Annotated in this window: 22 protein-coding genes; 16 read left to right on the top strand and 6 right to left on the bottom strand. The window is 60.3% G+C overall.

Going from position 1 to position 25748, the window contains the following annotated elements:
- The first annotated feature begins 84 nt into the window (after window positions 1–84).
- The 6 genes from ACODR9_RS01335 (at window position 85) to ACODR9_RS01310 (ending at window position 3885) form a co-directional block, all read left to right on the top strand.
- Window positions 85–288 (top strand): hypothetical protein, encoded by a 204-nt coding sequence (locus tag ACODR9_RS01335; protein ID WP_488807202.1) that lies wholly within the window; start codon window positions 85–87, stop codon window positions 286–288.
- 93 nt (window positions 289–381) lie between these two features.
- Entirely contained in the window at window positions 382–1131 is a 750-nt protein-coding gene (modA, locus tag ACODR9_RS01330; protein WP_488807201.1) for a molybdate ABC transporter substrate-binding protein, read from the top strand.
- A 2-nt stretch (window positions 1132–1133) separates the two neighbouring features.
- The gene (gene modB / locus ACODR9_RS01325; protein ID WP_488807200.1) at window positions 1134–1820 is read left to right on the top strand and encodes a molybdate ABC transporter permease subunit; all 687 of its coding nucleotides are present in this window, start codon (window positions 1134–1136) and stop codon (window positions 1818–1820) included.
- Window position 1821: 1 nt separating this feature from the next.
- Entirely contained in the window at window positions 1822–2529 is a 708-nt protein-coding gene (locus ACODR9_RS01320; RefSeq protein WP_488807199.1) for an ATP-binding cassette domain-containing protein, read from the top strand.
- A complete protein-coding gene (locus ACODR9_RS01315; protein ID WP_488807198.1) occupies window positions 2522–3082 on the top strand; it encodes a nitrogen fixation protein NifQ in 561 nt (186 codons plus the stop codon). The genes ACODR9_RS01320 and ACODR9_RS01315 overlap by 8 nt, the downstream gene beginning before the upstream one ends.
- Window positions 3079–3885 (top strand): TOBE domain-containing protein, encoded by an 807-nt coding sequence (locus ACODR9_RS01310; protein ID WP_488807197.1) that lies wholly within the window; start codon window positions 3079–3081, stop codon window positions 3883–3885. The genes ACODR9_RS01315 and ACODR9_RS01310 overlap by 4 nt, the downstream gene beginning before the upstream one ends.
- A gap of 72 nt (window positions 3886–3957) precedes the next feature.
- On the opposite strand, the gene hflX is transcribed toward ACODR9_RS01310, so the two are convergent.
- Window positions 3958–5349, bottom strand: coding sequence for a GTPase HflX (gene hflX, locus ACODR9_RS01305; protein WP_488807196.1), 1392 nt, complete (start codon window positions 5347–5349; stop codon window positions 3958–3960).
- Between the two features lie 175 nt (window positions 5350–5524).
- Here hflX and ACODR9_RS01300 point away from each other — a divergent pair, with 175 nt between their 5' ends.
- The 3 genes from ACODR9_RS01300 (at window position 5525) to ACODR9_RS01290 (ending at window position 11946) form a co-directional block, all read left to right on the top strand.
- Window positions 5525–6766, top strand: a complete 1242-nt coding sequence (locus tag ACODR9_RS01300; protein ID WP_488807195.1) for a DEAD/DEAH box helicase — start codon at window positions 5525–5527, stop codon at window positions 6764–6766.
- Between the two features lie 183 nt (window positions 6767–6949).
- Window positions 6950–10867, top strand: a complete 3918-nt coding sequence (locus ACODR9_RS01295) for a response regulator (RefSeq protein WP_488807194.1) — start codon at window positions 6950–6952, stop codon at window positions 10865–10867.
- Between the two features lie 20 nt (window positions 10868–10887).
- Complete coding sequence (locus ACODR9_RS01290; protein ID WP_488807193.1) at window positions 10888–11946, top strand: HD domain-containing phosphohydrolase; 1059 nt, start codon at window positions 10888–10890, stop codon at window positions 11944–11946.
- 119 nt (window positions 11947–12065) lie between these two features.
- On the opposite strand, the gene ACODR9_RS01285 is transcribed toward ACODR9_RS01290, so the two are convergent.
- Window positions 12066–13937: a methyl-accepting chemotaxis protein gene (locus ACODR9_RS01285; protein ID WP_488807192.1), complete on the bottom strand. Its 1872-nt coding sequence runs from the start codon at window positions 13935–13937 to the stop codon at window positions 12066–12068.
- 372 nt (window positions 13938–14309) lie between these two features.
- Window positions 14310–14585, bottom strand: coding sequence for an HU family DNA-binding protein (locus tag ACODR9_RS01280; RefSeq protein WP_089083341.1), 276 nt, complete (start codon window positions 14583–14585; stop codon window positions 14310–14312).
- A 257-nt stretch (window positions 14586–14842) separates the two neighbouring features.
- Between ACODR9_RS01280 and ACODR9_RS01275 the strand changes: the two genes are divergently transcribed.
- Together ACODR9_RS01275 and ACODR9_RS01270 are read left to right on the top strand one after the other, a co-directional pair.
- Entirely contained in the window at window positions 14843–15139 is a 297-nt protein-coding gene (locus ACODR9_RS01275; RefSeq protein WP_488807191.1) for a LexA family protein, read from the top strand.
- Between the two features lie 104 nt (window positions 15140–15243).
- Complete coding sequence (locus ACODR9_RS01270; RefSeq protein WP_488807190.1) at window positions 15244–16872, top strand: methyl-accepting chemotaxis protein; 1629 nt, start codon at window positions 15244–15246, stop codon at window positions 16870–16872.
- Between the two features lie 34 nt (window positions 16873–16906).
- Here ACODR9_RS01270 and cadR read toward each other — a convergent pair whose 3' ends face one another.
- On the bottom strand, window positions 16907–17338 hold the full coding sequence (cadR, locus tag ACODR9_RS01265; RefSeq protein WP_488807189.1) for a Cd(II)/Pb(II)-responsive transcriptional regulator: 432 nt from the start codon (window positions 17336–17338) through the stop codon (window positions 16907–16909).
- A gap of 78 nt (window positions 17339–17416) precedes the next feature.
- Between cadR and ACODR9_RS01260 the strand changes: the two genes are divergently transcribed.
- The 5 genes from ACODR9_RS01260 to ACODR9_RS01240 all read left to right on the top strand — a co-directional run bounded on the left by ACODR9_RS01260 (window position 17417) and on the right by ACODR9_RS01240 (window position 24681).
- Window positions 17417–19657 (top strand): heavy metal translocating P-type ATPase, encoded by a 2241-nt coding sequence (locus ACODR9_RS01260; protein ID WP_488807188.1) that lies wholly within the window; start codon window positions 17417–17419, stop codon window positions 19655–19657.
- A gap of 113 nt (window positions 19658–19770) precedes the next feature.
- Window positions 19771–20328 (top strand): antibiotic biosynthesis monooxygenase, encoded by a 558-nt coding sequence (locus ACODR9_RS01255; RefSeq protein WP_488807187.1) that lies wholly within the window; start codon window positions 19771–19773, stop codon window positions 20326–20328.
- 143 nt (window positions 20329–20471) lie between these two features.
- On the top strand, window positions 20472–21626 hold the full coding sequence (locus tag ACODR9_RS01250; RefSeq protein WP_488807186.1) for an FIST signal transduction protein: 1155 nt from the start codon (window positions 20472–20474) through the stop codon (window positions 21624–21626).
- Complete coding sequence (locus ACODR9_RS01245; RefSeq protein WP_488807185.1) at window positions 21623–23110, top strand: HD domain-containing phosphohydrolase; 1488 nt, start codon at window positions 21623–21625, stop codon at window positions 23108–23110. Before ACODR9_RS01250 ends, ACODR9_RS01245 begins: the two co-directional genes overlap by 4 nt.
- A gap of 2 nt (window positions 23111–23112) precedes the next feature.
- Entirely contained in the window at window positions 23113–24681 is a 1569-nt protein-coding gene (locus tag ACODR9_RS01240) for an HD domain-containing phosphohydrolase (protein WP_488807184.1), read from the top strand.
- A gap of 152 nt (window positions 24682–24833) precedes the next feature.
- Here ACODR9_RS01240 and ACODR9_RS01235 read toward each other — a convergent pair whose 3' ends face one another.
- Together ACODR9_RS01235 and ACODR9_RS01230 are read right to left on the bottom strand one after the other, a co-directional pair.
- Window positions 24834–25451, bottom strand: a complete 618-nt coding sequence (locus tag ACODR9_RS01235; RefSeq protein WP_488807183.1) for a 3'-5' exonuclease — start codon at window positions 25449–25451, stop codon at window positions 24834–24836.
- Window positions 25448–25651 (bottom strand): hypothetical protein, encoded by a 204-nt coding sequence (locus ACODR9_RS01230; RefSeq protein ID WP_488807182.1) that lies wholly within the window; start codon window positions 25649–25651, stop codon window positions 25448–25450. The genes ACODR9_RS01235 and ACODR9_RS01230 overlap by 4 nt, the downstream gene beginning before the upstream one ends.
- Between the last annotated feature and the right edge of the window lie 97 nt (window positions 25652–25748).

The raw sequence follows: 25748 nt of genomic DNA, 5'->3' as shown, positions 1-25748 counted from the left end.
CGAGCGACGTTGCCCATGTGGGGCTGACATGATCCTAGCCCGCCTTGCTGCGTCGCACAAGGAATTTTTGCCAGCAGCATTTTGTTGCCGCTCCGCGCTGGTATCAACAGGCTGCTCATCTGCCCAACCGGCTTTACCGCCACCACGCTGCTGCGCACCAGCCACGCCAAGGCGCAGCAGCTGCTTGCCCAGCAGCGGGCGGTGGGAGTGGGTACTTGCCGCGTGCTGATCAAGATTGCCACCCTTTGGCTTGCCATTCAGGCGGCAGCGACACGGGGTGCCTATTGACTTCAGCCGATTGCCCATTCCCCATAAGGATTATTTCAGTACGTTATATATCAGGGTATATTACGGCCTGATTCCCAAGACTGGAGCTCATCCATGAAAGCAAGGCTGATTACCCTTTCCCTGTGCAGCATGGTGCTGGCAGGCAACACGCTGGCAGGGGAAATTACCGTTTCCGCCGCCGCCAGCCTTACCAACGCTTTCAAGGACATCGCCCAAGGCTTTGAGGCGAACAACCCCGGCAGCAAGGTCAACTTCAACTTTGCCGCTTCGGGTGCCTTGCTGCAGCAAATGGCCAAGGGCGCGCCGGTTGATGTGTTTGCCTCGGCCGATCAGGAAACCATGGACAGCGCCGTCAAGCAGAAGCTGGTTAACAACGCCGACCGCAAGGACTTTGCCCGCAATGCCCTGGTGCTTATCGTTCCCGCTGATAGCAAACTGAAACTGCAGCAGTTGTCCGACCTGCAACAGGTCGGCATCAAGCATGTGGCCCTGGGCATTCCGGCCAGCGTGCCGGTGGGCCGCTATGCCAAGCATGCACTGGAAACCGCCCGGCTGTGGCCGGTGGTGGAAGCCAAGGCCATTAACACCCAGAACGTACGCCAGTCGCTGGATTATGTCGCCCGTGGCGAAGTGGAGGCTGGCTTTGTCTACCAGACCGATGCCGCCATCATGCCTGGCAAGGTGAAAGTGGCGTTTACCGTGCCGCTGGATGAAAGCATCAGCTACCCGGTTGCCCGCACGGCCACCGCTGCCAATGCCGCCGAGGCCCAGCGCTTTGTCAGCTACCTGCTGACACCGGCGGCCCAGTCCATTCTGGCCAAATACGGATTCCACAAGCCCTGAACATGCCCGACTGGATGAATGACCCGGCCTGGACTGCCCTGGGCCTATCGCTACGGGTGGCTGGTTTTGCCACCCTGCTCAACCTGCTGTTAGGCGTAGGTGTGGGCTTTGTACTGGCACGCGGACGCTTTCCAGGGCGCAATCTGCTGGATACCGTGCTCACCCTGCCCATGGTGATGCCGCCCACCGTGCTGGGCTATTACCTGCTCACCCTGCTGGGTCGGCGCGGCCCGGTGGGCGGCTGGCTGCAAGCGCAATTTGGCATCAACCTGATCTTTACCTGGCAAGGTGCGGTGATTGCCGCTGCCCTGGTGGCTTTTCCCTTGGTATACAAACCGGCCCGCGCTGCATTCGAAGCGGTGGATGGTCAGCTGGAACAGGCCGGGCGCGTGCTGGGCGTTTCTGAAATCGGCATTTTTTTTCGCATCACCCTGCCCCTGGCCTGGCGCGGCATCCTGGCCGGCCTGCTGCTGGCCTTTGCCCGTGCGCTGGGCGAGTTTGGTGCCACGCTGATGGTGGCTGGCAGCATTCCTGGCAAGACGCAAACCCTGTCCGTCGCCATCTACGAGGCGGTACAGGCCGGGCAGGACGACAGCGCCAACCGGCTGGTTCTGGTGACCTCGGCAGTCTGCATACTGGTGTTGCTGCTGGCGGGCAAACTGGCCCCTGGCCGACTGGCGGAGCGCTAAGATGAATACACCACGCTTCGATCTGGCCATCCGCCATACCTTGTCCAGCGGCCAGCGCAGTTTTTCTCTGGATATTTCCCTGCAAAGCAACTGCCAGCAACTGGTGGTGTATGGCCCGTCCGGTGCCGGCAAGAGCATGCTGCTCAAGGCAATTGCCGGTCTGCACCATCCCGCTGCCGGGCATATCCGGCTGGATGGCCGCAGCCTGTTTGACAGTAGCCAAGGGATTTGCCTGTGTCCGCAGCAAAGACAGCTGGGCTATCTGTTTCAGGATTACGCGCTGTTTCCACACCTGAGCGTGCGCCAGAACATTGGTTTTGGCCTGCAACGCGGCTGGCTCAACCCCGGGCGGCGACGTCAACTGGCGGCAGTGGATTACTGGCTGACGGCCTTTGGGCTGGACATGCTGGCCGACCAGTTGCCCGCCACGCTATCCGGCGGCCAGCGCCAGCGTACCGCACTGGCGCGCGCACTGGTGGCCGAGCCGCGTGCGCTGCTGCTGGACGAGCCGTTCTCGGCACTGGACCCGGCCTTGCGCCAGCAATTGCGCGGCGAGCTTGCCGAGTTGCTGCAGCGACTGTCCATTCCCATGCTGCTGATCACCCACGATGCCGAAGATGTACGCGCCTTCGGTCAGCAAACCCTTTACCTGCAGGATGGGCGGCTTGGCCAGCCACCTGCGGGCCTGACGGAGACTTCCCATGGATGATTTCCAACAGCAGCAAGCCTTCCGCCTGCTAACCCGTGCCGTGCTGGGTGTACTGCGCAATGCGCAGGATGGCGAGCTTCCCCTGTATGCCTGGACGCTGGGACTGCCGCAGCAAGAGCTGCTGGATGTGCTGTCTGCCTGCGCACCGGAGCTGGGCTGCATGGAGGCCCTGGCCGACGTGCAATACCAGCAGCTGCTGTCACAGCGACCACCCCTCAACAAGGCTCTGCTGACCATGCTGCTGGCCAACCGCTCGGCAGCAGAAAACCCGCAGCACAGCCGCTGGCTGGCCCATGCCGTAGCCGTCGCCAGCCTGGGCAGTCGCCACCTGTGGCAGGATATGGGGCTGGCAGGCCGTCATGAGGTAAACCACCTGCTGCAGTACTACCTGTACCCGCTGTATGCGCGCAACAAGGCCGATATCAAGTGGAAACGCTTCCTGTACGCCGAGCTGGGCGAGCAGTTGGGACGCCCCGATCTCAAGCCGCCGGAATGCGGGCGCTGCCGCGAGCATGCCAGCTGCCAGCCCTCACCATCGGAACAGCCGACATGAAGCAAGCAGACATCACCTTGCAAGGCGCATTATGGCTGAGCCTGGCCGGGGAAAAGTTTGGCAGTCCGCAGCATCTGGCCTTGCTGGCGCAAATCGATATCTGCGGCTCCATCAGCCAGGCCGCACGTGATATCAAGCTCAGCTACAAGGCGGCCTGGGATGCCATCGATCACATGAATAATCTGGCCGGAGAGCCGCTGGTGGAACGCCTGTCCGGCGGCAAGGGCGGTGGTGGTACCCGCCTGACCGCACGTGGGCGGCAGTTGGTGGAAAACTATCAGATCATCGAGCGGGAACATCAGCAATTTCTGCGTAACTTGCAGCGTCAGGCCAGCGGCATGGCCGACGATCTGCTGCTTTTGGGAGGCATGAGCATGAAAACCAGTGCGCGCAACCAGTTTCTGGGCAAGGTCATCGCCATCAAAACCGGCGCAGTGAATGATGAAGTGGAGCTGGAAATCACCGACGGCCTGCGACTGGTGGCCGTGGTTACCCGCGACAGCGTTGTTAATCTGGGGCTGGAACCCGGCGTGACTGCCTATGCGCTGATCAAGGCTTCATCAGTGATTGTCGGCACCGAGGACGACGACATCCGCCTGTCGGCGCGCAATCAGCTACGCGGCACGGTCAGCCGGCTGATTCCGGGAGCCGTCAATAGTGAAGTGGTGATCGAGGTGGCTGCTGGCGTCAGTATTGCCGCCATCATCACCAATGGCAGTGCCGAGGACATGGGCCTGCAAACCGGCAGCCGCGCCACCGCCATCTTCAAGGCCTCCAGCGTGATTCTGGGCGTGCCGGGCTAAGCCGCCCGCGCTGACAAAACAAAAGGCCCATGCAACAGCATGGGCCTTTGGCTTGCTTGGAATGCTGAAAAGTCAGACTTCCCAGTATTCCTTTTCCCGGCTACCCGCACCCGGATTCAACTTTTCGTGCAGGCGACGCAGTTGCTCTGGCTCACCGCGCACGCGGAACCAGCTGCCCTCTTCTTCCGCCCGCTCTTCCAGCACCTGGCAGTGGCTGTAGATTTCGCCACGCAACTGCTGGGCCGTCCACGGCAGCAGGATTTCATCTTCGCTCAGGTCTTGCTGAAAGAACGCCACGATACGGGCACGCAAGGCGGCCACATCGTCCGGGCGGCGCGCACTCATCACCACGCAGCCGGGATAGCGCTGCTCCAGCTCGGCCCGCCAGCCGGTTTCGGCTGCTGCGTCACCAACATGATCGATCTTGTTGAACACGCGAATGCGCGGCACTTCATCAGCACCGATTTCATGCAGTACGGTATCGGTGACTTCCAGCTGGCGCTCAAAGCCCGGATCGCTGGCATCAATCACATGCAGCAACAGGCCAGCGTCCAGCGCTTCTTCCAGCGTGGATTTGAACGAGGCCACCAGGCCGTGAGGCAGGTTCTTGATGAAGCCGACGGTATCGCTCACCAGCACGCGCGGCACGCTTTCCGGATAAATGGCACGCACCGTGGTATCCAGCGTGGCAAACAGCTTGTTAGCCACCAGCACTTCGCTGCCGGTCAGCGCCCGCATCAGGGTGGATTTACCCGCATTGGTATAGCCCACCAGCGATACACCGGCCAGCCCCTGCCCCTGCCGTTCCAGTCGGCGCGCGCGCTGGGTCTTGCGCTCCAGCTCCATGGCCAGGATTTCACGCTGCAATTCGGCAATGCGGTCGCGCACTTTGCGGCGGTCCAGCTCGGTATGCGATTCACCCGCACCACGGCCACCCATGCCGCTACGCTGACGGCCTTGCGGACCAGCCAGCTTGGCCGCCTCACGCAAGCGCGGTGCCATATAACCCAGGCGGGCGATTTCCACCTGCGCCCTGGCCGCACGCGAACGGGCATTGCGATGGAAGATTTCCAGAATCACCATGGTGCGGTCCATCACTTCGCAGCCAACAGCCAGTTCCAGATTGCGGGCCTGTGACGGGGAAATTTCGTGATCCACCAGCAAAACATCAATCTCGATGGCGGACGGGTCCAGCTGCGGCGGTGCATCGTCCATCTCGTCGGCACGCAAGCCGCGATTGACATACATGTGGATTTCTTCCAGCTTGCCCACCCCCAGATAGGCGGTACGGTCAAAGCCGTTACGCTTCTGGACAAAGGTATGCACCACCTGAAAACCCAGGGTCTTGGCCAGCTCGCTCAGTTCGGCCAGCGAGGAGGAAAACTCCACATCACTGACTTCCGGCAATTGAACCGACGCCACAATGGCGTATCTGGGTTTATCTTTGACTTCTGTTTCTTCCATGAGCTGATTGCTTCACTTTACTTTGGCTGGCGAGCCCGGATTTTACCCGTAATTGCCCCCGCCTGCCGCCCAGATTGCAGCAAGCTTGACCCTGCAAGGCTGACGGGCTGATACTGCTGCGCCTCCGGCGACCTTGCCGCTTCCTTTACGCTTCATTTAATTGTCTGTCCCGCTCATGCCATTCACTTCTCTGGGCCTGCAGCCCGCGCTGGCCGATACCGCCACCGCACAAGGCTATGCCACCCCCAGCGCCATCCAGCACGCCGCCATCCCCGTCATCCTGCAAGGCAGCGATGTGCTGGCCACCGCACAGACCGGCTCCGGCAAGACTGCCGCCTACAGCCTGCCCCTGCTGCAACAGTGGTTGAGCGGTCAGCGTGGCAGCCGTCGTCAGTTGCATGGGCTGATTTTGCTGCCTACGCGGGAGCTGGCTATGCAGGTGGGCAGCATCCTGCGTGAGCTTGGCGACAGCCTGCCGCGTCAGCCCAAGGTGGTGGTGGCCTATGGTGGTGTTTCGATCAACCCGCAGATGATGGCCCTGCGCGGCGGTGCCGACATCGTGGTGGCCACACCGGGCCGCTTGCTGGATTTGCTGCAACACAATGCCCTGCGGCTGTCCGATGTCAGCACGCTGGTGCTGGATGAAGCCGACCGGCTGCTGGATCTTGGCTTTGCCGCCGAAATCGGCCAGCTACTGGATTTGCTGCCACCCTACCGGCAGAACCTGCTGTTTTCCGCCACCTTCCCGCCCGCCTTGCTCGCGTTGGCACAGCAGCTATTGCGTGAACCGCAGCGCATCGACATTCCGGCCTCGCCAGACAACACCCCGGCCATCAGGCAGCGCGCCATCGAAGTGGATGCCGCCCGCCGCACCATGCTGCTGCGTCATCTGCTGCAAAGCGAAAACCCGGAGCGAGTGCTGGTATTCGTCGCCAGCCGCCACACCGCAGAACGGGTAAGCGGCAAGCTGCAACAGGCTGGCATCCGTGCGGCTGCCCTGCACAGCGACTGCAGCCAGAGCCAGCGCGGCCAGGCCCTGGCAGATTTCAAGACGGCACAATTGCAAGTGTTGGTGGCCACCGACGTGGCAGCCCGTGGCATCGACATTGCCCGCCTGCCCATGGTGATCAATTACGATCTGCCGCGCTCGCCCGCCGACTACACCCATCGCATCGGGCGCACTGGCCGTGCCGGGGCCAGCGGCGTGGCCATCAGCTTTGTCTGCGCCGACAGCGCGGCCCATTTTCGCCTGATTGAAAAACGCCAGCAGCTACAGGTTTTACGCGAGCGCATTGCCGGTTTCGAACCGCAGGATGCCGCCGTGGCAGCCCCGCTGAACGATGGCAACGGTGGCATCAAGGGCAAGCGCATGAGCAAGAAGGACAAGCTGCGCGCAGCGCAAGCGAAGCAGCCCTGAGCCGCGCCCCGCATGGGGTCGGTCATCAATCTGCAATGACAATTGAGTTTGCGATTTCCAGCATGTTAATATCATTCAACCTGCCCGGAAGTCGCCAACTCAAGCCTTTCCGGATCACATCAGGCCAGCAAGAAACATTCCCCCACAGCAGCACAGCACAGTACGTCGGTATTGGAGCGCTGATTGAAAAAGACATTCGCCAGCAGCATGGTCCTGCGCATGTGCGGGCTCATCCTGCTGTCACTCACCGTATTTGCCTTTGGCTGCTACCACCTGATAGTCCAGAGCACGGTCGATAGCCTGGCCCAGTCGGAAATGCAGGTTTCCGCCCAGCAACTGGAAGCCCGCACCCGTAATTTGCTGGGCAGCGTTGAAAACACATTGCGCACCAGCCAGGCCTGGGGCGGCAGCAGCCAGTGGAACAGCAGCACCGACTGGCTGACAGACAAGCAACAACTGCAGCGCTTCAACGAATTTTTCTTTCCCATCATCGAAAACCATGGCGAGATCGCCTCGGTCAACATGGCACATGAATCGGGGCGCGAAATCCTGTTGCTGCACAATGCCGATGGCGGCTGGGTAAACCGCCTGAGCGACCCGGCCCGCTGGGGCCACACCACCTACTGGTTCTACTGGGACCGCCAGCGCAGGCTGATCCGCCGCGAAACCCGGCAGCAGGATTACGATGCCCGCCAGCGGCCCTGGTTTAAGGGTGCGATGGCACTTGCGGGCGACAGCAGTGTGTTCTGGACCGCCCCATATACCTTTTACACCACCCACCAAACCGGCATGACAGCCGTCAGCCGCTGGACTACCGGTGACGGCGACCGCTTTGTCATCGGCCATGATGTCAATCTCAGCAGCCTCGCCAGCTATGCCAGCAACCTGCCAGCCGAGCACCAGAAAACCCTGGCCCTGCTGGATGACCAAGGCCGTCTGCTGGCCCTGCCCTTTACCGACAGACAACAACAAAGCGCATTGCTGCTGCACCCGCTGGCCACCATCAAGGATGGCCCGCTGTCCCATGGCTACCAGCACTGGCTGCGCCGCCAGCAGCAGGCGGGCCAAGCCAGCCGGCAACATGCAGCCGACCAGGACTGGTTCAGCCTGTTTCAGCCCATGCGCTTTGGCCAGCAAACCCTGTGGATAGGGGTGATTGCCCCGCAGTCTGCTTTCCTGCCCGGCAGCACTGGCGACATCTTGCTCTTGCTGTTGATTACGCTTGCCGCACTGGTATGCGGTGGCGTGGTTGCCCTGCGTACAGCCCGCCGCTTTGCCCTGCCCTTGCAGCAACTGGCGGACGAAAGTGCGCGCATTGGCCGGCTGGAGCTGGCGGTACCGGTCAGCCAGGCAGCACTGCAGGCCCCATGGCAGGAAATCAGCCAGTTGGCTGCCGCCCAGGAGCAGATGCGCCAGCAACTGCAAACCAGTACCGCCGCCTTGCAGCAGGCCCGCAGCCAACTGGAGCAAAAGGTTTCTGAGCGCACCAGCGCGCTGCTGCACCAGGTGGCGCTGGTGGAAGCCCTGCTGGACATCATCCCCAACCCGATTTTCTACAAGGGCGAAGACACCCGCTTCATTGGCTGCAACCAGGCTTACGAGCAGGCTTTTGGCGTCAACCGGCGTGATTTTATTGGCAAACGCGTGCTGGACCTGGACTACCTGCCGCTGGCCGACCGCCAGCACTACCAGCAAGAAGACGAAGCGGCCATTGCCAACTGCAGCCGGATCGCCCGCGAGGAACAGCTGCCCTTTGCTGATGGGCAGCTGCATCATGTGCTGTACTCGGTAACCGGCTTTCGCCATCAGGACCGCACGCCAGGCGGCTTGATCGGCATGATCGTGGATGTCAGCGCACTCAAGATCGCCGAACAGGACGCCCGCGAAGCACGCCACATTGCCGAGGCCGCCACCCGCGCCAAGGCAGACTTCCTGGCCAATATGAGCCATGAAATCCGCACCCCGATGAATGCCATCATCGGCATGACCCAGCTGGCCTTGCAGACCAGCCTTAACCCGCAGCAGCGCAATTATCTGGACAAAGTACATATTGCCGCCAACGGCCTCTTGGGCCTGATCAACGACATTCTGGATTTCTCCAAGATTGAGGCTGGCAAGCTCAGTTGCGAGCAAACCGACTTCATGCTCGAAGATGTCATCAGCCAGGTGGCCGATCTGGTGGCGCTACGGGTGCGCGACAAAAACCTGGAACTACTGTTCGACATTGCCACCAATGTGCCGCCCCGGCTCATCGGCGATCCGCTGCGGCTGGGCCAGGTACTCAATAATCTGGTAGGCAATGCCGTCAAGTTCACCGAAACCGGTGAAATCGCGCTGGCCGTGCGGCTGGAAGCCGAAGACGCAGAACAGGTATTACTCAGCTTCGAAGTACGCGATACCGGCATCGGCATGAGTCAGGCCGAGCAGGAAAACGTCTTCCACGCCTTTGCCCAGGCCGACAGTTCCACCACCCGCCGTTACGGTGGCACCGGCCTGGGGCTAAGCATCTGCAAACACATTGTGGAACTCATGCACGGTGACATCACCGTCAGCAGCACGCCAGGCACCGGCAGCCGCTTCCGCTTTACCTGCAGGCTTGGCAAGGCACAATCACAGCCAACGCAGCCCAGTACCCTGCCGGACATTCGCGGCATGCGTGCGCTGGTAGTGGACGACAATGCCGCCGCCCGCGAAGTCTTTGTCCACATGCTGCAGGCCTTGCAACTGGAAGCCGACGCGGTGGACAGCGGCCCGGCAGCCCTGCGGGCGCTGCAGCAGGCGCATGCTGCCGGCCAGCCCTATCAGCTGGCCCTGATCGACTGGAAAATGCCCGGCATGGACGGGGTGGAAACACTGCAATACATCCAGGCCAGGCCAGACTTGCCGACACCGGTCTGCCTGCTGGCCACCGCCCACGACAGCGACAGCCTGACCCAAGCGCTGGGACAGACCCCGGTTGACGGCATTCTCGACAAGCCAGCCACTTTTTCTACACTGCTGGATGCCATCCACACAGCCTGCCATCACCAACCGGCACTTGCCCCCAGCAGCAGCACCCCAAGGCTGGATCTGCAGCAATTGAAGCCCTTGCTGCAAGACTGTCGCGTGCTGCTGGTAGAAGACAACCAAACCAATCAGGAAGTCGCGCTGGAACTGCTGCGCCAGGTTGGCATTCAGGCAGATCTGGCAGAAAACGGCGCGGAAGCGGTGGCAATGGCAAGCAAGCAGGATTACCAACTGCTGCTGATGGACTGCCAGATGCCGGTAATGGATGGGCTGGAAGCCACCCGTCAGTTGCGCCGCCTGCCGACGCATGCCGCTTGCAAAATCGTGGCCATGACCGCCAATGTCATGGCCGGAGAGGAACAACGCTGCCTGGATGCCGGCATGGATGATTACATTGCCAAGCCCATCGACATCCAGGTGTTCTACGCCACCTTGCTGCGCCATTTGCGACCAGAACTGCAGCTGCCCCTGCCCGACGGCAGCAACAATCCACAGCCGCACACGCCCGGCAGCACCCTGCTGGATCGCAATACCGCCCTGCTGCGCATGGGCGGCGACCACACTTTGTACGCCCGCTTGCTGAATCGCTTCCAGGAACGTGAACGTGATACCGTGCAGCGGTTGCAACAGGCAATAAGCAGCGGGGAAAACGACAGCGCGCGGCGCATCGTCCACAATCTGAGGGGCTTGGCCGGCAATATCGGGGCGGATGCGCTGGCCGCAGCCTGCCGCCATCTGGAATACCATCTGGATGGTGACGCTGCTGCGCAGGAGGAAGCCATCAACCGCCTGCAACAACAACTGCAACTGCTACTGGCCCATCTGGAAGAGCAACAAACCCCGGCGGAGCCTGCAAACAGCACACCGCAAGAAGACAGCCAGCAGTTGCTCAACACCCTGGCAGTCCAGCTGCAAGACAACGACATCAAGGCCAGCCGCACCGCCACTGCGCTCTACCATGCCCTGGCCGACCATGCAGAGGCTGATGCCGCGCAGCAAATATCCCGTCTGGCCGCACAGTACGAATACGACGCAGCACTGCAGCAGCTGGAACAGCTGGCCGTGCGCCTGCAACTGAACCTGACAATGCAATAGCCACCAGAAAGCACACGACCATGGCTGATCTCAGACAGCGCCAAAGCATCCTGATTGCCGATGACGTACCGGAAAATATCGAACTGCTGGCCGCCATCCTGGAGGACGAATATGCAATCAAGGTGGCCCCCAACGGCGAAAAGGCGCTGAAGATAGCGTATTCCGATGCGCCACCGGACCTGATCCTGCTGGATGTCATGATGCCTGGGCTCAGCGGCCATGAAGTATGCCGCCGACTGAAAGCAAACCCGGACCGGCAGCATATCCCCGTCATCTTCGTCACTGCCATGTGCTCGGTGGAGGATGAAAAATTGGGACTGGAAATCGGCGCAGTGGACTACATTACCAAACCCATCAGCCCGCCAGTGGTCAAAGCCCGGGTCCGCACCCATCTGGCGCTGTACGACCAAACCCGCGAACTGGAACGCATGGTGGCGCAACGCACCCGCGAGCTGCTGACCTCGCGTCAGCAAATCATCCAGCGCCTGGGCCGTGCTGCCGAATTCAAGGACAACGAAACCGGCAATCACGTCATCCGCATGGCCCATGCCTCACGCCTGATTGCCGAAGTGGCCGGCTTGGGTGACAAGGCACAGGAAATCCTGCAACTGGCCGCCCCCATGCACGATATCGGCAAGATCGGCATCCCGGACCACATTCTGCTCAAGCCGGGCAAACTGGATAGCAACGAGTGGAACTTGATGAAACAACATCCGCTGATGGGGGCTGACATCATCGGCAACCATGAAGATGAGCTACTGCAAACCGCCCATACCATCGCCCTGACCCACCATGAGCGCTGGGATGGCAGTGGCTACCCCTATGGCCTGCGTGGGGCAGCCATTCCACTGGTAGGCCGCATTGTGGCTATTGCCGATGTATTTGATGCCCTGTTGTCGGTGCGCCCGTACAAGCCAGCGTTGCCGCTGGAAGAAGCACTGGATTACATGTACGCCCAGGCCGGCTCGCACTTCGACCCACAACTGATTCCCGCCTTCAAGAAAGCGCTGCCAGCCATCCTGAAGATCCACCAGACCTACGCTGACGACACTAAATTTACCCCGGCACATCCGGAATGAAGCCCCCGGCTTGCTATCACCGCCGTTAATCGCGGCCCTGCCAGACAAGCACAAAAAAAGCCCCCGGAATACGGGGGCTTTTTGTTGCGGACCACAGCACCGGCGTGCTGTTTTCGCACTTACAGCTTGAACTGCGACACCAGCGAGCGCAGGTCACCGCCACGACGGGACAGATCCTGAATGATGGTGAGGATGCGTTGCACGTTTTCATCACTTTCCAGCGCCTTGGCATTGATGCGTTCCGCACTTTGCGCCATCACGGTGGTTGCCGTGCTCTGTTCCTTGGTGGAGCTGGTGATTTCCGACATGCGACCCGCGATATCGTGGGTGCTGGCCTTGATCTTGCCCACCTTGTCAGCCGCTTCGCGCGACATCGCCACCCCGGTGGCTACCCGCTCGTTGGTCTTGCTGGTATGGCCGATGGCCACTTCGGTCTGGCTCATCACGCTATTGATCATCTGCGCAATTTCCACCGTAGCCGAGGCGGTACGTTCCGCCAGCTTGCGTACTTCGTCTGCCACTACCGCGAAACCACGACCCTGTTCACCAGCCCGTGCTGCCTCGATGGCGGCATTCAGCGCCAGCAGATTGGTCTGATCAGCAATGTCACGAATAACGGCGACAATGCCGCGAATCTGCTCGGAATGGGAAGACAGATCACCCATGGCGCTTTGCAGGGCATCCACGGTCTGCACGATGGACTGCACCTCGTTTGCCACCTTCTCCATGGCCTGGTAGGAGTCTTCCGAGTTTTCGCGGGTACTGGCCACCAGCACTTCAGTCTCGCCGGCATTGTCGGCGATATGGTTGATGCTGACGGTGATTTCCTCGATGGTAGCCGCTGTGGCGGACAGCTCGTTGGACTGCACGCGCGAATCGGAAGCAATGCTCTCGGCTGCCTGATGCAGGGCGGAGGTGTCACGCGCCAGTGCTTCGGCATCGTTGCGCACGGAAACAAACATGCCATGCAGCTTGTGCACAAAGGCGTTAAAGGCTTCGGCGATCTGGCCGACTTCATCGTGCGAGCGTACCGGCAGATGCAGGGTCAGGTCGCCATCGCCGCTGGCCACATTACGCATGGCATCACGCAGCTCGGTCAGACCGGACAGCATGCGGGACACGCCAACCGTGGCCAGCAGCGCCACCACCACCACACCGGCGATCAGCACACCAATCATCAGTTCAATCAGGTGGGTAACGGATACCGTGGCAGCCGCTACCGGCACCACCACGCCCAGCAGCCAACCGGTCTTGCCTACCGGGTAGAGGGCCGTCATGCTGGGTTCGCCATTAATGGTGACCGTCTGCAGTGCGCCGTCCTTGCTGATGCCGTTAAGGTCGAAGCCGGACATCACCTCGCCGATTTTCTTCATGCCCGAATCCTTGGCCGGATGGGCAATCACCGAGCCGTCACCGGTCACCAGGAAGGCAAAGCCATCACCCGGCAGCTTGGAAGAAACCACTTCGTCGGCAACCCGTGCCAGGGAAACGTCACCCCCCGCCACGGCGACCAGCTGACCGTCTTTGCGCAGGGCCTTGGCAAAGGTGATGATCGGCTTCTTGGTGGCAGCATCGATATACGGCGGGGTCGCAATGGCTTCCTGCGAATTGCTGGCGGCCAGGTACCACGGGCGACCGGTCGGGTCATAGCCCGGCGGTACCGGCGTGGAACCGGTGAATTGGGTCATTTTCTTGTTGGGTTCACCGACATACATATCATCAAGCTTGCCGGCTACTTGCGACTGATCGAGGATGGGTTTCATATCCCCCTCGGTAAAGTGCAACAAGGCGGAGCCGACGATGTTCTGACGGGTGGAAACCCATTCTGTAATAAAACTGACTTTGTTATTGGCGGTCTGGCTGATCTGGTCGCTAATGGAAGACAGCAGGGCATCTTTCATCTTCCAGTAAGCCACACCACAGAACAGCAGCGAGATGGCCACCAGTATCATCAGGACGAATACAAGCATTCTGGAACGGAGAGTACGCATGGAGAATCCTATTCTTATAATTGCTTAAAACCCTACACTGCTGCCGGGCATGACAAAAACTTACCATCACAGGCAGGCTGTCATGTTCCTGGCTTCACCCCGACACGTCAATACCATTTTAAATGCATCAGTCATTTAAAAATAAAACTTTCACAATATCGGCATTGGCGTACAGATTCTGGCCTCAATCTCTTCATATCCCTCTCCGAAATATCAAAAAGTCGCTGGACCGGAAAGACCACGTTACAACGCTCTATTTATTGAACAGTTTCAGTCAACAATCCAGTTTTACAAGCAAATTATACTTTATGCATAGAAAAAGGATGCCTTGGCATCCTTTTTCAGCATTCTGCTACCACACGGCCTTGGCAATCAGCCTGCCACCGCATCCTTTAGCGCCTTGATCGGCGTGAAAACCACCTTGCGCTTGGCCGGAATCAGCACGGTTTCACCGGTTTTGGGATTACGACCATTACGGGCAGCGGTGTCCTTTACCTTGAATTTGCCGGTGCTGGCCAGGGTCAGCTCACCGCCATTGACCAGCTCTTCACGAATGGTCTGCTCCAGGGCGTCCATGAAACGCAGGACATCGACTTTGCTGCTACCGGTTTTTTCAGAAAGGATGGCAATGAGTTGTTGTTTGGTCATACATGGCTCCTGCGCCGCAAATGATGAAAAATGGCGTTAAACCATGAGGGTAACCAGCCAGCACCTGCTCCAGCAAGGGAAATTTGCGCCCGCATGACAAACCGGGTGCTTCCGATCGGCACACGCGATCTGGCATCCATAGCTACATGACATGAAAAACAAGCGCGCAACCATGAAGTTGCTTGGGCTTGCTTATGTTATTTTGATTACGTACACTTTCAAAATCACTTAGCTGCTCAACACAGGACCATCCCGCCATGCCCGCCTCCTGCCCTGCCAATTGCGACAACCGCTTTACCCTGCCCATGCCGGACCACGCACTGAGCGGTGCCGGCATCTGCGCCGGTCATTTGCTCAACATCGACAGCCAGGCAAGCCCGGTACATGGCAACCTGGTGCTGGCCGCTCTGGATGGCGAGTTGCTGGTTCGCCGCCTGCAACGCAGCGGCACACGCCTGCGCCTGCTGGCCGCCCATCCGGACTATCCTGACATCGACCCACATTACGCTCAGGATTTTGCCATCTGGGGTGTCGTCAACCCCGCCGCCAGCTAAGCGCTACGCACGCCCTTCGCCCGGCGACACATCCTGCCTTGCCTGTTCATGCCAGCAAGCTATAAATCAGCTTGCTGGACATAATCAAATCGGGGCAGGCAATCATGAACATTTCTCAAAGGCTGGCACTGACGCTGGGTATTGCCTTACTGGCGCTGCTGGGAATCGGCGGCTTTGGCCTGTATGAGCAGCAACAGGCCAATACCCGTTTCGAGTATCTGAACGCAAATACCTTTCCCAGCATAACGGCGCTGGACGAGATGCAAGAAGCGCTCACCCTGATGCGCACCGGCACCTACCGGCACGTGATTGCCCAGGATGATGCTCAAAAGCAAAAAGATCAGCAGGCCATCAGTACCCAGGACAAGCGTTTTGACGATGCGGTGGCCCGTTATCAGAAAGAGCTGATCGTCAACGAGGCAGACAGCAAGCTGCTGGAGCAGGACCGCAAGCTGATGCAGGACTACCGCAACGCGCGTGATGCCTTGTTGCAGCTATCCCGCCAGCACAAGACACAGGAGGCGGAGCAGGCCATTTTCAACGGACCGATACGCGGCACCACCGCAGCGCTCAGCAAAAACCTGTCTGATCACATGCAGTTCAACTACCAGCTGGCCGCCACCCTGTCCGACGATAACGCCAGGGCCTACAAGCAAGCCATCACCATGTCTATTGCCATTATCCTTGCCTGCCTGCTGGTATGCGCCACACTGGGTGGACGCCTGTTCAGCCACATCAAGAGCAGCCTTCTGGGAATACGTGACGTGATGCTGAATGTGCGCCAGTCGCTGGATTTTCGCCTGCGGGTCAGAGTGGAACGCAAGGATGAAGTGGGTGAAACCGCCGAGGCCTTCAATGCCCTGCTGCAACAACTGCAAAGTAGTTTCCAGGACATACGCCGCAGTGTGGAAACCGTGGATCAGGCCATAGAAGGCATGGCGGCCAATACCACCCAGATTGCCCGCAGCTCCGAAGTGCAAAGCGAAGCAGCCTCCGCCATGGCTGCCGCCGTAGAGGAAATGACCGTCAGCATCAACCACGTTTCCGACCGCGCAACCGAGGCCAGTAGCCAAACCCGCACCGCCGGTACCATGGCTACCCAGGGCGGCGAGGTCATCATGGCTACGATGGCTACGGTTGCCGGCATCACCCAGGTTTCCGCCTCGGTGCGGGATGCGGCCAGCCATATCCGCCAACTGAAACAGGATAGCCAGACCATCGCCACGGTGATGGGCATCATCAAGGACATTGCCGAACAAACCAATCTGCTGGCGCTCAATGCGGCCATCGAAGCGGCCCGTGCTGGCGAGATGGGACGCGGCTTTGCCGTGGTAGCAGACGAAGTGCGTAAGCTGGCGGAGCGCACAGCCAAATCCACCACCGAAATTTCCAGTGTCATCAGCAAGATGGAGCAAGGTACGGAAAATGCGGTCAGCAGCATGGAGCAGGTTGTGGAACGCGCCAACCGGGAAGCCGACAGCGCACGCGAGGCCAACACCGCTATCGACCAGATCCAGTCGAACACCCATCAGGCAATGGGGCGGGTCCATGACATCTCCAGCAGCATTGCTGAACAAACCAGTACCAGCACCACCATTGCCCAGCGGGTAGAGCAGATTGCCCAGATGGCAGAAGAAAACTCATCCGCCGCTGGCAGCTCGGCCGATGCCGCCCGCGACCTGCATCAGCAGGCCAGAGTGATATTGCGCACCGTCGCGCAGTATCAGGTGTAGACAACAAACCGGCGCTCACACTCAGCCAACACACTCAGCCAAGATGAGTGTGACGCTCCGGCCTGGCCACCGTTTCCATTTCCACCAGCCCCTGCAGAATGCCGCAGGCATCCACCGCCTGTTCGCGCTGGCAGCGCTGGCGCAGCGCGAACAATTGCTGTTTGAGCTGCAATAACTCTGCAATACGCGCATCAACATGCTGAATGTGATCATCCAGCAAGTGATTCACCCCGCCACAATCCGCTGCCGGAGCCGCCATCAGATCCAACAGCTGGTGGATTTCCTCATGCGTCATGTCCAGCGCCCGGCAATTGCGCACAAAACGCAGCCGCTCCAGATGCCGGTTGCCATAACTGCGATAATTATTGGCCTCACGGTCTGCTGCCGGCAGCAAACCTGCCTTTTCATAAAAGCGGACAGTCTCCGTGGTGCAGCCTGCCTGCTGGGCCAGATCACCAATTTTCATGCTTGCTCCTCTTCGCGCTTGACCTTGTAGTTGCTTCAGGGTGTTTACTGTAAGCCAAAGCCGTACAGGAGAACAATAATGTCGCACCCGCACCCGCATGTCCCCGACACACCGGCGCAAACCAGTTCGCGCTATCGCAAGCAGCAACACGACCATCACGGTACCGCGTGCTGCAATGCTGCGCCTATCCCGGCACAGCCACTGCCGGCATCTCAGCACAGGGACGGCCTGCAGCACACTCCCATCCGCATCCTGCAAATGGATTGCCCCACCGAAGAAGCGCTGATCCGCAAGCAGCTGTCTGGCTTGTCCGGTGTGGTGGAGTTGGAGTTCCGCCTGATGCAGCGCCTGCTTACCGTCACTCATCAGCCCGCCGCCTTGCCTGCCATACTGGCCGCCCTGCGCAGCCTGGGTTTTACCCCGGAAGTGGCCGAGACTGGTGCGCCCGCCACCACCCAGAACAGCACGCCAACGCCGTGGTGGCCGCTGGCACTTGCCGGCACCGCCGCACTGGCAGCCGAAATTGCCGACTGGCTGCAGGCCCCGGCCTGGCTGGCGGCACTGCTGGCGCTGGCAGCCATTCTGGGCAGTGGTATCGGCACTTATAAAAAGGGCTGGATTGCCCTGCGCCATGCCACCCTCAATATCAATGCGCTGATGAGCATCGCCGTCACCGGCGCGCTGCTGCTGCGCCAATGGCCGGAAGCCGCCATGGTGATGGTGCTGTTTACCCTGGCCGAGCGCATCGAGGCCCGCTCACTAGACCGCGCCCGCCATGCCATCGACAGCCTGCTGCAGCTCAGCCCGCCGCAGGCAACCGTGCAACAGGCCGATGGCAGCTGGCTGGCCATGCCGCTGGCAGATATTGGCATTGGCAGCATTGCCCGCGTGGCACCCGGCGAGCGCATCGCACTGGATGGTGAAGTTGTCCGTGGCAACTCCAGCGTCAACCAATCCGCCATGACCGGCGAAAGCATGCCGGTGGAAAAACAGCCGGGTGATAGTGTGTTTGCCGGCACGCTTAACGAAAGCGGTTCCTTCGAGTACCGGGTCAACGCCCTGCTGGCCGACACCATGCTGGCGCGCATTACCCATGCCGTGGAACAGGCGCAAGATGCCAAGGCTCCCACCCAGCGTTTTGTCGATCGCTTTGCCCGCATCTATACCCCGCTGGTTTTCCTGCTGGCACTGGCGGTGGCCGTCCTGCCCCCCTTGCTGGCAGCTGGCCACTGGCAAGACTGGATTTACAAGGCACTGGTATTGCTGGTCATTGCCTGCCCCTGCGCGCTGGTGATTTCCACCCCGGTTACCGTGGTAAGCGGGCTGGCAGCGGCAGCGCGGCGCGGCATTCTGATCAAAGGCGGCATCTGGCTGGAACAGGGGCGTCGCCTGCGCTGGCTGGCACTGGACAAGACCGGCACCATCACCCAGGGCAAGCCGGAGCAAACCGGCTGGCAGCAACTGGGTGCCGGAGATGCCGCCCACACCCGCAGCCTGGCGGCCAGCCTGGCCAGCCAGTCCGACCACCCCGCATCCCGTGCGGTTGCGCGTGCCGCCGCTCAGGACCAAGTCCCCCTGCAACAGGTGAGCAATTTTGCCGCCCTGCCCGGCCTGGGCGTTCGTGGCGACATTGGCGGCCATACCCTGTGGCTGGGCAATTACCGCTTGGCACAGCAGCAGGGACTCGGTTCAGCCAGCCTGCAGGCTTTGCTGGAACAACAACAAATGCGCGGCAACAGCGTGGTACTGCTACTGAGCCAGGACCAGGTGCTGGCCCTGTTTGCCGTGGCCGACACCGTGCGCCCGGATAGCCGCGTGGCCATCGCCGCCCTGCAGCAACTGGGCATTCGCACCATCATGCTCAGCGGTGACAACCAACACACTGTCAGCGCCATGGCCGCCAGCGTGGGCATGGACCAGGCCCGTGGTGAGCTGTTGCCACAAGACAAGGCGGACATCATCGCCAGCCTGGCCGGGGAGGGGCTGGTCGGCATGGTGGGCGACGGCATCAACGACGCCCCGGCGCTGGCACAGGCCGATATCGGCTTTGCCATGGGGGCAATGGGCTCGGACACCGCCATCGAAACAGCAGATGTCGCGCTGATGGAAGACAATCTGGCCCGGCTGCCCGACTTTATCCGCCTGTCGCGTGCCACGCACGCCATTCTGGTGCAGAACATTGCACTGGCGCTGGGCATCAAGGCCATTTTCCTGCTGCTAACCCTGCTAGGCATGGGCAGCATGTGGATGGCGGTATTTGCCGATGTCGGTGCCAGCCTGCTGGTGGTAGGCAACGGCTTGCGGCTACTGCGCAAGTAATGAACCCAGGCACGGCACTTGCTTTTAATCAGGACAGAAGCGCCTCCAACACCCCGGAGGCGTAGCTGTCGCCCTCACCCCGGGCGGCAGAACTTGCCTGCAGGAGCCAGACCATGACACCCAGCACCCCGCTTACCTTGCTGATAAGCCGACGCATCAATCCGGCACGCCATGCCGACTTTCACGTGTGGATACGCCACGGCGAAGCCCTTGCCAGTCAGGCCCACGGCTTTCTGGGCTCCGGCCTGCTGCAACCTCCGCCCGGTGATGACAACTGGCAAATACTGTTCCGCTTTGCCGATCAGGCCAGCCTGGACCGCTGGGCGGCCAGCCCGGAACGTCAGGCATGGCTATCCGCAGGTAGCGGACTGATCCAGCACAGCCACGTGCACTGCGCCGAAGGATTGGACAACTGGTTTGGCCTGAAACCACCGCCACGCTGGAAGCAGGCCGTGATGATCTGGCTGGTGTTCTTCCCGGTCTCGCTGTGCTTCAGCCTGCTACTGGGCGATACGCTGGCCACCCTGCCCGTGGTATTGCGCGTGCTGTGCAGCACCCTGCTGCTGACACCGGTCATGGTTTTCCTGTTTATCCCGCTGAGCAGTCGGCTGCTGCACAACTGGCTGCAGCGCGGCCCTTCCCACCCCGGCCAGCTGCACGGCGAACCCTGAGTCTGGCCATGTGCCGCATTTAATGCGGTACAGATCAAGACTTGGCGAAATTTTTATCTCATGAATGGTCGGCATGGGCGATACCCTCGTTTATGATAAGGGTATCGCACACCGCATGCGCCCAATGACTGAGAGTAATGCTGATGTCCACACCCTGGCACAGTCTGCTGGAAACGACACAACTGGAAACGCAGCTACGGGCATGGCAAGCAGCCAACCCCAATCAGCAGCTGCTGGCCCTGCTGGCCGAGTCCGACCGTGACAAGCTGCAACAACTGCAAACCAGTTGCCTGCACCTGGGCATCACGCTGGCTGGCGGCATTTTCCCCAAGCTGCTAGGCGAGCAGGGATTTCTGGCTGGTGGCGTCTGGCTGCTGCCACATGCCGCAGCCTGCCAACCGGCCCTGCTGCGCATCAACCCCGAGCACGGCGCTGTCGATGCCGCCCGGCACATGGCGCAGCGCGTGGAGCAAATGCTGCAACACTGGCCAGGCACGCAAGGCAAGCCGACGCTGTTCATGATCTTTGACGGCATGCTGCCAGACATAGCCTCCATTCTGGACGAGCTCTACCTACAACTGGCCGATCAGGTATTTTATGGCGGCGTCAATGCCGGCAGCGATAGCTTCCAGCCCATAGACTGCCTGTTTGATCAATACCAGACCCTGAGCCATGGTGTGCTGTGCCTGCTGCTGCCCGGCAGCGCCAACCCGGTGCTCAATCACGGCTACCCCACGCCGACACAGTGTATGACCGCCACGGCAACCGCCAGCAACCGCATTTTCCAGATCGACTGGAAACCCGCGTTCGCGGCCTATCAGGACATCGTGAAGCAGCAGTTTGGCGCGCAGCTGACACGCGACAATTTCTACACATTTGGCGTGCACTTTCCGCTGGGCATCATGCTGGCCAACCAGCAAGTGCTGATCCGCATTCCGGTGGCTCTTGAAGATGACGGCTCGGTATTTTGTGTGGGAGAGGTGCCGGAAAACACCATGCTGATCATGCTGCAAGCGCCGCAATCGCCCGGTACGCAATGTGTAGACAGCGTACTTAGCACACTGCGGCAGCGCCACGGCGATATCAGCAACCAGCCACTGCTAACCTTTTACTGCGCAGGCCGAAACATGCACTTTGGCCCGGCTGCCCTGGATGAAATCAGCCTGCTGCAAACCAACAGCCAGGCCCGCCCCCTGCTTGGCGCACTCACGCTGGGCGAGATCGGCAGCCTGCAGGAGTGGGGTTACCCGCTGTTTCACAACGCCAGCATCATCTGCAGCCTGTGGCAGCAGCCATGAACCGCGACCAACTGCTTGCCGTACTCTACGACCTGTCACTCACCATCGGGCGTGAAGTCACCGTGGACAGCCTGCTGACCAAAGTCCTGCAGCGACTGCTGTTTCATACCGGCTGCCCGGTCGGGTTGGTGATCAGTCACGCCGACGGCCCGGATGCCAGTAGCGGACAACTACTGAAAGTCATTGGCGACCATCACTTGCAACAACAGGCCGGACAAGATATCGCCCTGCCGCCCGGCTTGCTGGGACGCAATATACACGCAGCCTGCAACCCTGCCCTGCTGGCCCTGCTTACCGGCCAGCCACGCTATCAGTACGGCTTGCGCCTGCCGCTGGAACAGCACTACACAATCCTGCTGCTGGCACCGGAAGCCATGCTGCAGAACTTGCCGCTGGAACATGTCTTTCCGCCCATCCTGTCCAATCTGGCCCGTGCCATCAAATTGTGCCAGGACAGCGAAAAGCTGGCCGAAGCCCTGCAGCGCGAGCGCAACCAGGCCAAGGCCGAGCTGGACCGGGCGCAGCGTTTCAGCACCGCCCTGCTCAATGCCATGCCGATTGCCGTGTTCTACAAGGACGTTACTGGCCGCTACCTGGGCTGCAATCCGGCGTTCACCCGCACGGTGGGCATGCAGGCAGAAGAAATCATCGGCAAAACCCCGGCAGAAGTATGGCCGGCAGAACTGGCCAGCATGTTTACCCGGAATGATGGCGAACTGATTGCCAGCCGCCAGCCCTTGCTGTTTGAATATGTCATCCGCAGCAAACAGGGGCAGCTGATGGATGTCGTCTACGCCAAAGACCTGTTCTACAACGAAGACAACAGCATTGGCGGCATCATCGGGGCCTTCATCGACATCAGCGCGCGCAAGTCGGCCGAAGAATCCTTGCGCCAGTCACTGATCCAGGCCATCAGCGCATTATCGGCAGCCATGGTGCATCGCGACCTGAGCACCGCAGGCCATGAGGTCCGCGTCAGCGACCTTGCCGTTGCCATTGGCCGCAAACTGCAGCTGGACGAGCACCAATTGGAAGGCCTGGGACTGGCTGCCATGGTGCATGACATCGGCCAGATCCAGATTCCGTCGGAAATCCTCACCCGTCCGCGCCGCCTGAACCATGAAGAATTCGAACTGGTGAAAATGCATGCCGAAGCCAGCCATGAAATCCTCAAGGATATTCATTTCCCCTGGCCGATTGCCGACATTGCCTGGCAGCACCACGAGAACATGGATGGCAGCGGTTACCCGCGCGGTCTAGCCGGTACCGACATTTTGCTGGAGGCACGCATCCTCCACGTGGCAGACAGCATGGAAGCCATGCTGTCACACCGCCCCTTCCGGCGGCAGCTGGGTCTTGAGCAGGCACTGGCACAACTGAGACTGTATCGTGGCAGCATTTACGACAGCCAGGTGGTGGACGCCTGCCTCGCACTCTTTACCGAGCAAGGCTACGCATTGCCGGACAACAAAAGAAAAAACTGAGCATGGATGCACCCGTTACCTCACTACCCCACTCTGCCTTCACCCTGCAGGCCGTCATTCGTCAATTACCAGACCGGGTCATCATCAAGGACCTGAACTCCACGTTCATCACTTGCAACCAATGCTTTGCCGATGACGTGGGGATGACCATCGAGTCGGTTGCCGGCAAGACAGACTACGACTTTTTCCCGACCGAGCTAGCCGCCGCCTATCAGGCAGATGACCGCAAGGTCATTCTGAGCGGCCAGCCCATTCGCATGGAAGAGCCCTATATGCTGCATGGCCAGCCGCACTGGCTGGAAACCAGCAAGTCACCCATTTTCGATGCCGATGGCCAGTGCATAGGACTGACTGCCATTTTCAAGGACATCACCCAGCAAAAGCAGGACCAAGCAGAAATGCAGCGCCGTGCCTGGGCGTTACAGGCCAACAGCCGCACCAATCAGGCCCTGGTACAGGCCAGTGAAGAACGGGAGCTGCTGCAGGCCGTGTGCGATGCCATCGTGGCAGACCAGCGTTATCCGCTGGCCTTGATCTGCGGCCTGAGCGATGTACAGCAAAGCCGGTTGCAGATGCTATCCGCCGCCGGCAATGCCATCGCCTATGCCAGCCAGATGGAAATCAGCTGGGATGAACACACGGCAGAAGGGCAAGGTCCGATTGCCCGCTGCATCCGCCAGGGCAGCACCATTTCACTGGGCCAGCTGCAAAAAAGTCATGATTTCCAGCCGTGGAAGGACGCCGCCCTGTCCTTTGGCCTGCAGGCCATTGTGGCCATCCCGCTGATAGCCGGGCCAGATCTGATCGGCGCACTGGCGGTATATGCCGACGAAGCCCATTCCTTTGGTCCCGTTGAAGTACAGGTATTCGAGGAACTTACCCGCAATGTGCAGTTTGGCATCCAGTCACGCCGCACCCGCGTGGCCTACCAGCAATCGCTGCAGGAACAAGCCAGCCAGGCGCAACTACTGGAAAATGCCCTGGAAAATGCGCTGGCTGCCATTGCCTCCGTCTTGGAGCAGCGCGACCCCTACACCGCCGGTCATCAAAAGCATGTGGCCGAACTGGCAGTGCTGATCGGCCAGGAAATGGGTCTGCCGCAACAGCGTCTGCGCGGCCTGTATCTGAGTGGCGTGGTACATGATCTGGGCAAGATTGAAGTGCCGGCGGAAATCCTCAGCAAACCCAGCCGCTTGCACCCGGTGGAGTTCGCCCTGGTCAAGCGCCACCCCGAGGTGGGTTACAACATCCTGCGGAATATTGATTTCCCCTGGCCAATTGCCGACATCATCCGCCAGCACCACGAATACCTGGATGGTTCCGGTTATCCGCTGGGCCTGTCCGGGGCAGCCATCCTGCTGGAGTCGCGCATCCTCACCGTGGCCGATATTGTCGAGTCGATGTCATCCGACCGGCCCTATCGCGCAGCACTGGGCATCAACCAGGCCATAGCCCAGATTCAGCTGATGCGTGGCACGCAGCTGGACCCTGACGTGGTGGATGCCTGCATCCGGGTACTGGGGCAAGGCATGTTCACCCCGCATCTGCTGACAGTCGAAGCGCAGGCTTAGTCCACGCCCGCCACTGCCAGGCAGCGGGCGGGCGACTTGAAGGCAGCAATCCCCGGCAGTTGCTGCTACGCATCGCCTGCCCGGCATTATCCCCACGGGCAGCAATACGGCTTCAGCATGAAGATTGGTGGCACTTTGCCGCCGCCGTTACATCATGCAGGCTGGCGGAAAAACTCACCCACCTTGCTGGCACTGACCTTCTGCAACTGGCAAAGCTGCTGATGACTGAGACTGCGTGCACCATGCTTGCGGCTGGCCGTCTCCAGCAGGTACTGCAGCAGATGGGCCGCCATGCGCGCATCGGCCAGTGCTCGGTGTGCACGGCCAGCATCCGGCAACCCGGCCCAGCGGGTAAGCGTACCCAGCTTGTGATCCGGTGCCTGCGGCAACAGACGGCGCGCCAGCAGCAAGGTACAGGCAAACTCCTGCTGTCGCTGCCTGCCCAGCAGGCCCAGTTCGTAATCCCAGAACTTGCGGTCAAAAGCAGCGTTATGTGCCACCAGCGGGATGTTGCCGACAAAGTCAGCCACTTCGCGCATCACCGTCGCGGCAGGCGGTGCCGTGCGCAGCATGGCATTGCTGATGCCGGTAAGCCGCTCGATTTCCGCCGGCACCCGCACACCCGCATTCATCAGGCTTTGATAGCTGTCCAGTTCGCGGCCATCCTGCCACAACACCACGGCAACTTCGGTTACCCGGCTGCCAACAGACGGTGACAGCCCGCTGGTTTCAAAGTCGAGCACTGCATAACAGGGGGATGTACTACTCAATTCAGCGCCGCCTTGGCTGCCTCTTCCGGGCTCAGGCCGTCAAAGAACATATCGGTAAACCACTCGGCATTTTCTTCGATTTGCTGCTGCGCCTCTTCAGGTTTGGCACCGGCAGCAACAAACAGGGCTTCCACTTCGGCACACCACTGCAACAGGGCGATGGTATCCGGGTCGAGTTCGTCTTCCTTACGCTTGGACATGGTTTTGTTTCCGTTAAATATTGAACTGGCGGCATTGTACACGCCCAATGCCGCTTACAAGCCACGCAGTGATGGATATTGCTAGAATCAGCGGCTG

Source organism: Aquitalea sp. FG25 (assembly GCF_057809375.1).
This window is presented reverse-complemented; position numbering and strand designations above follow the sequence as displayed.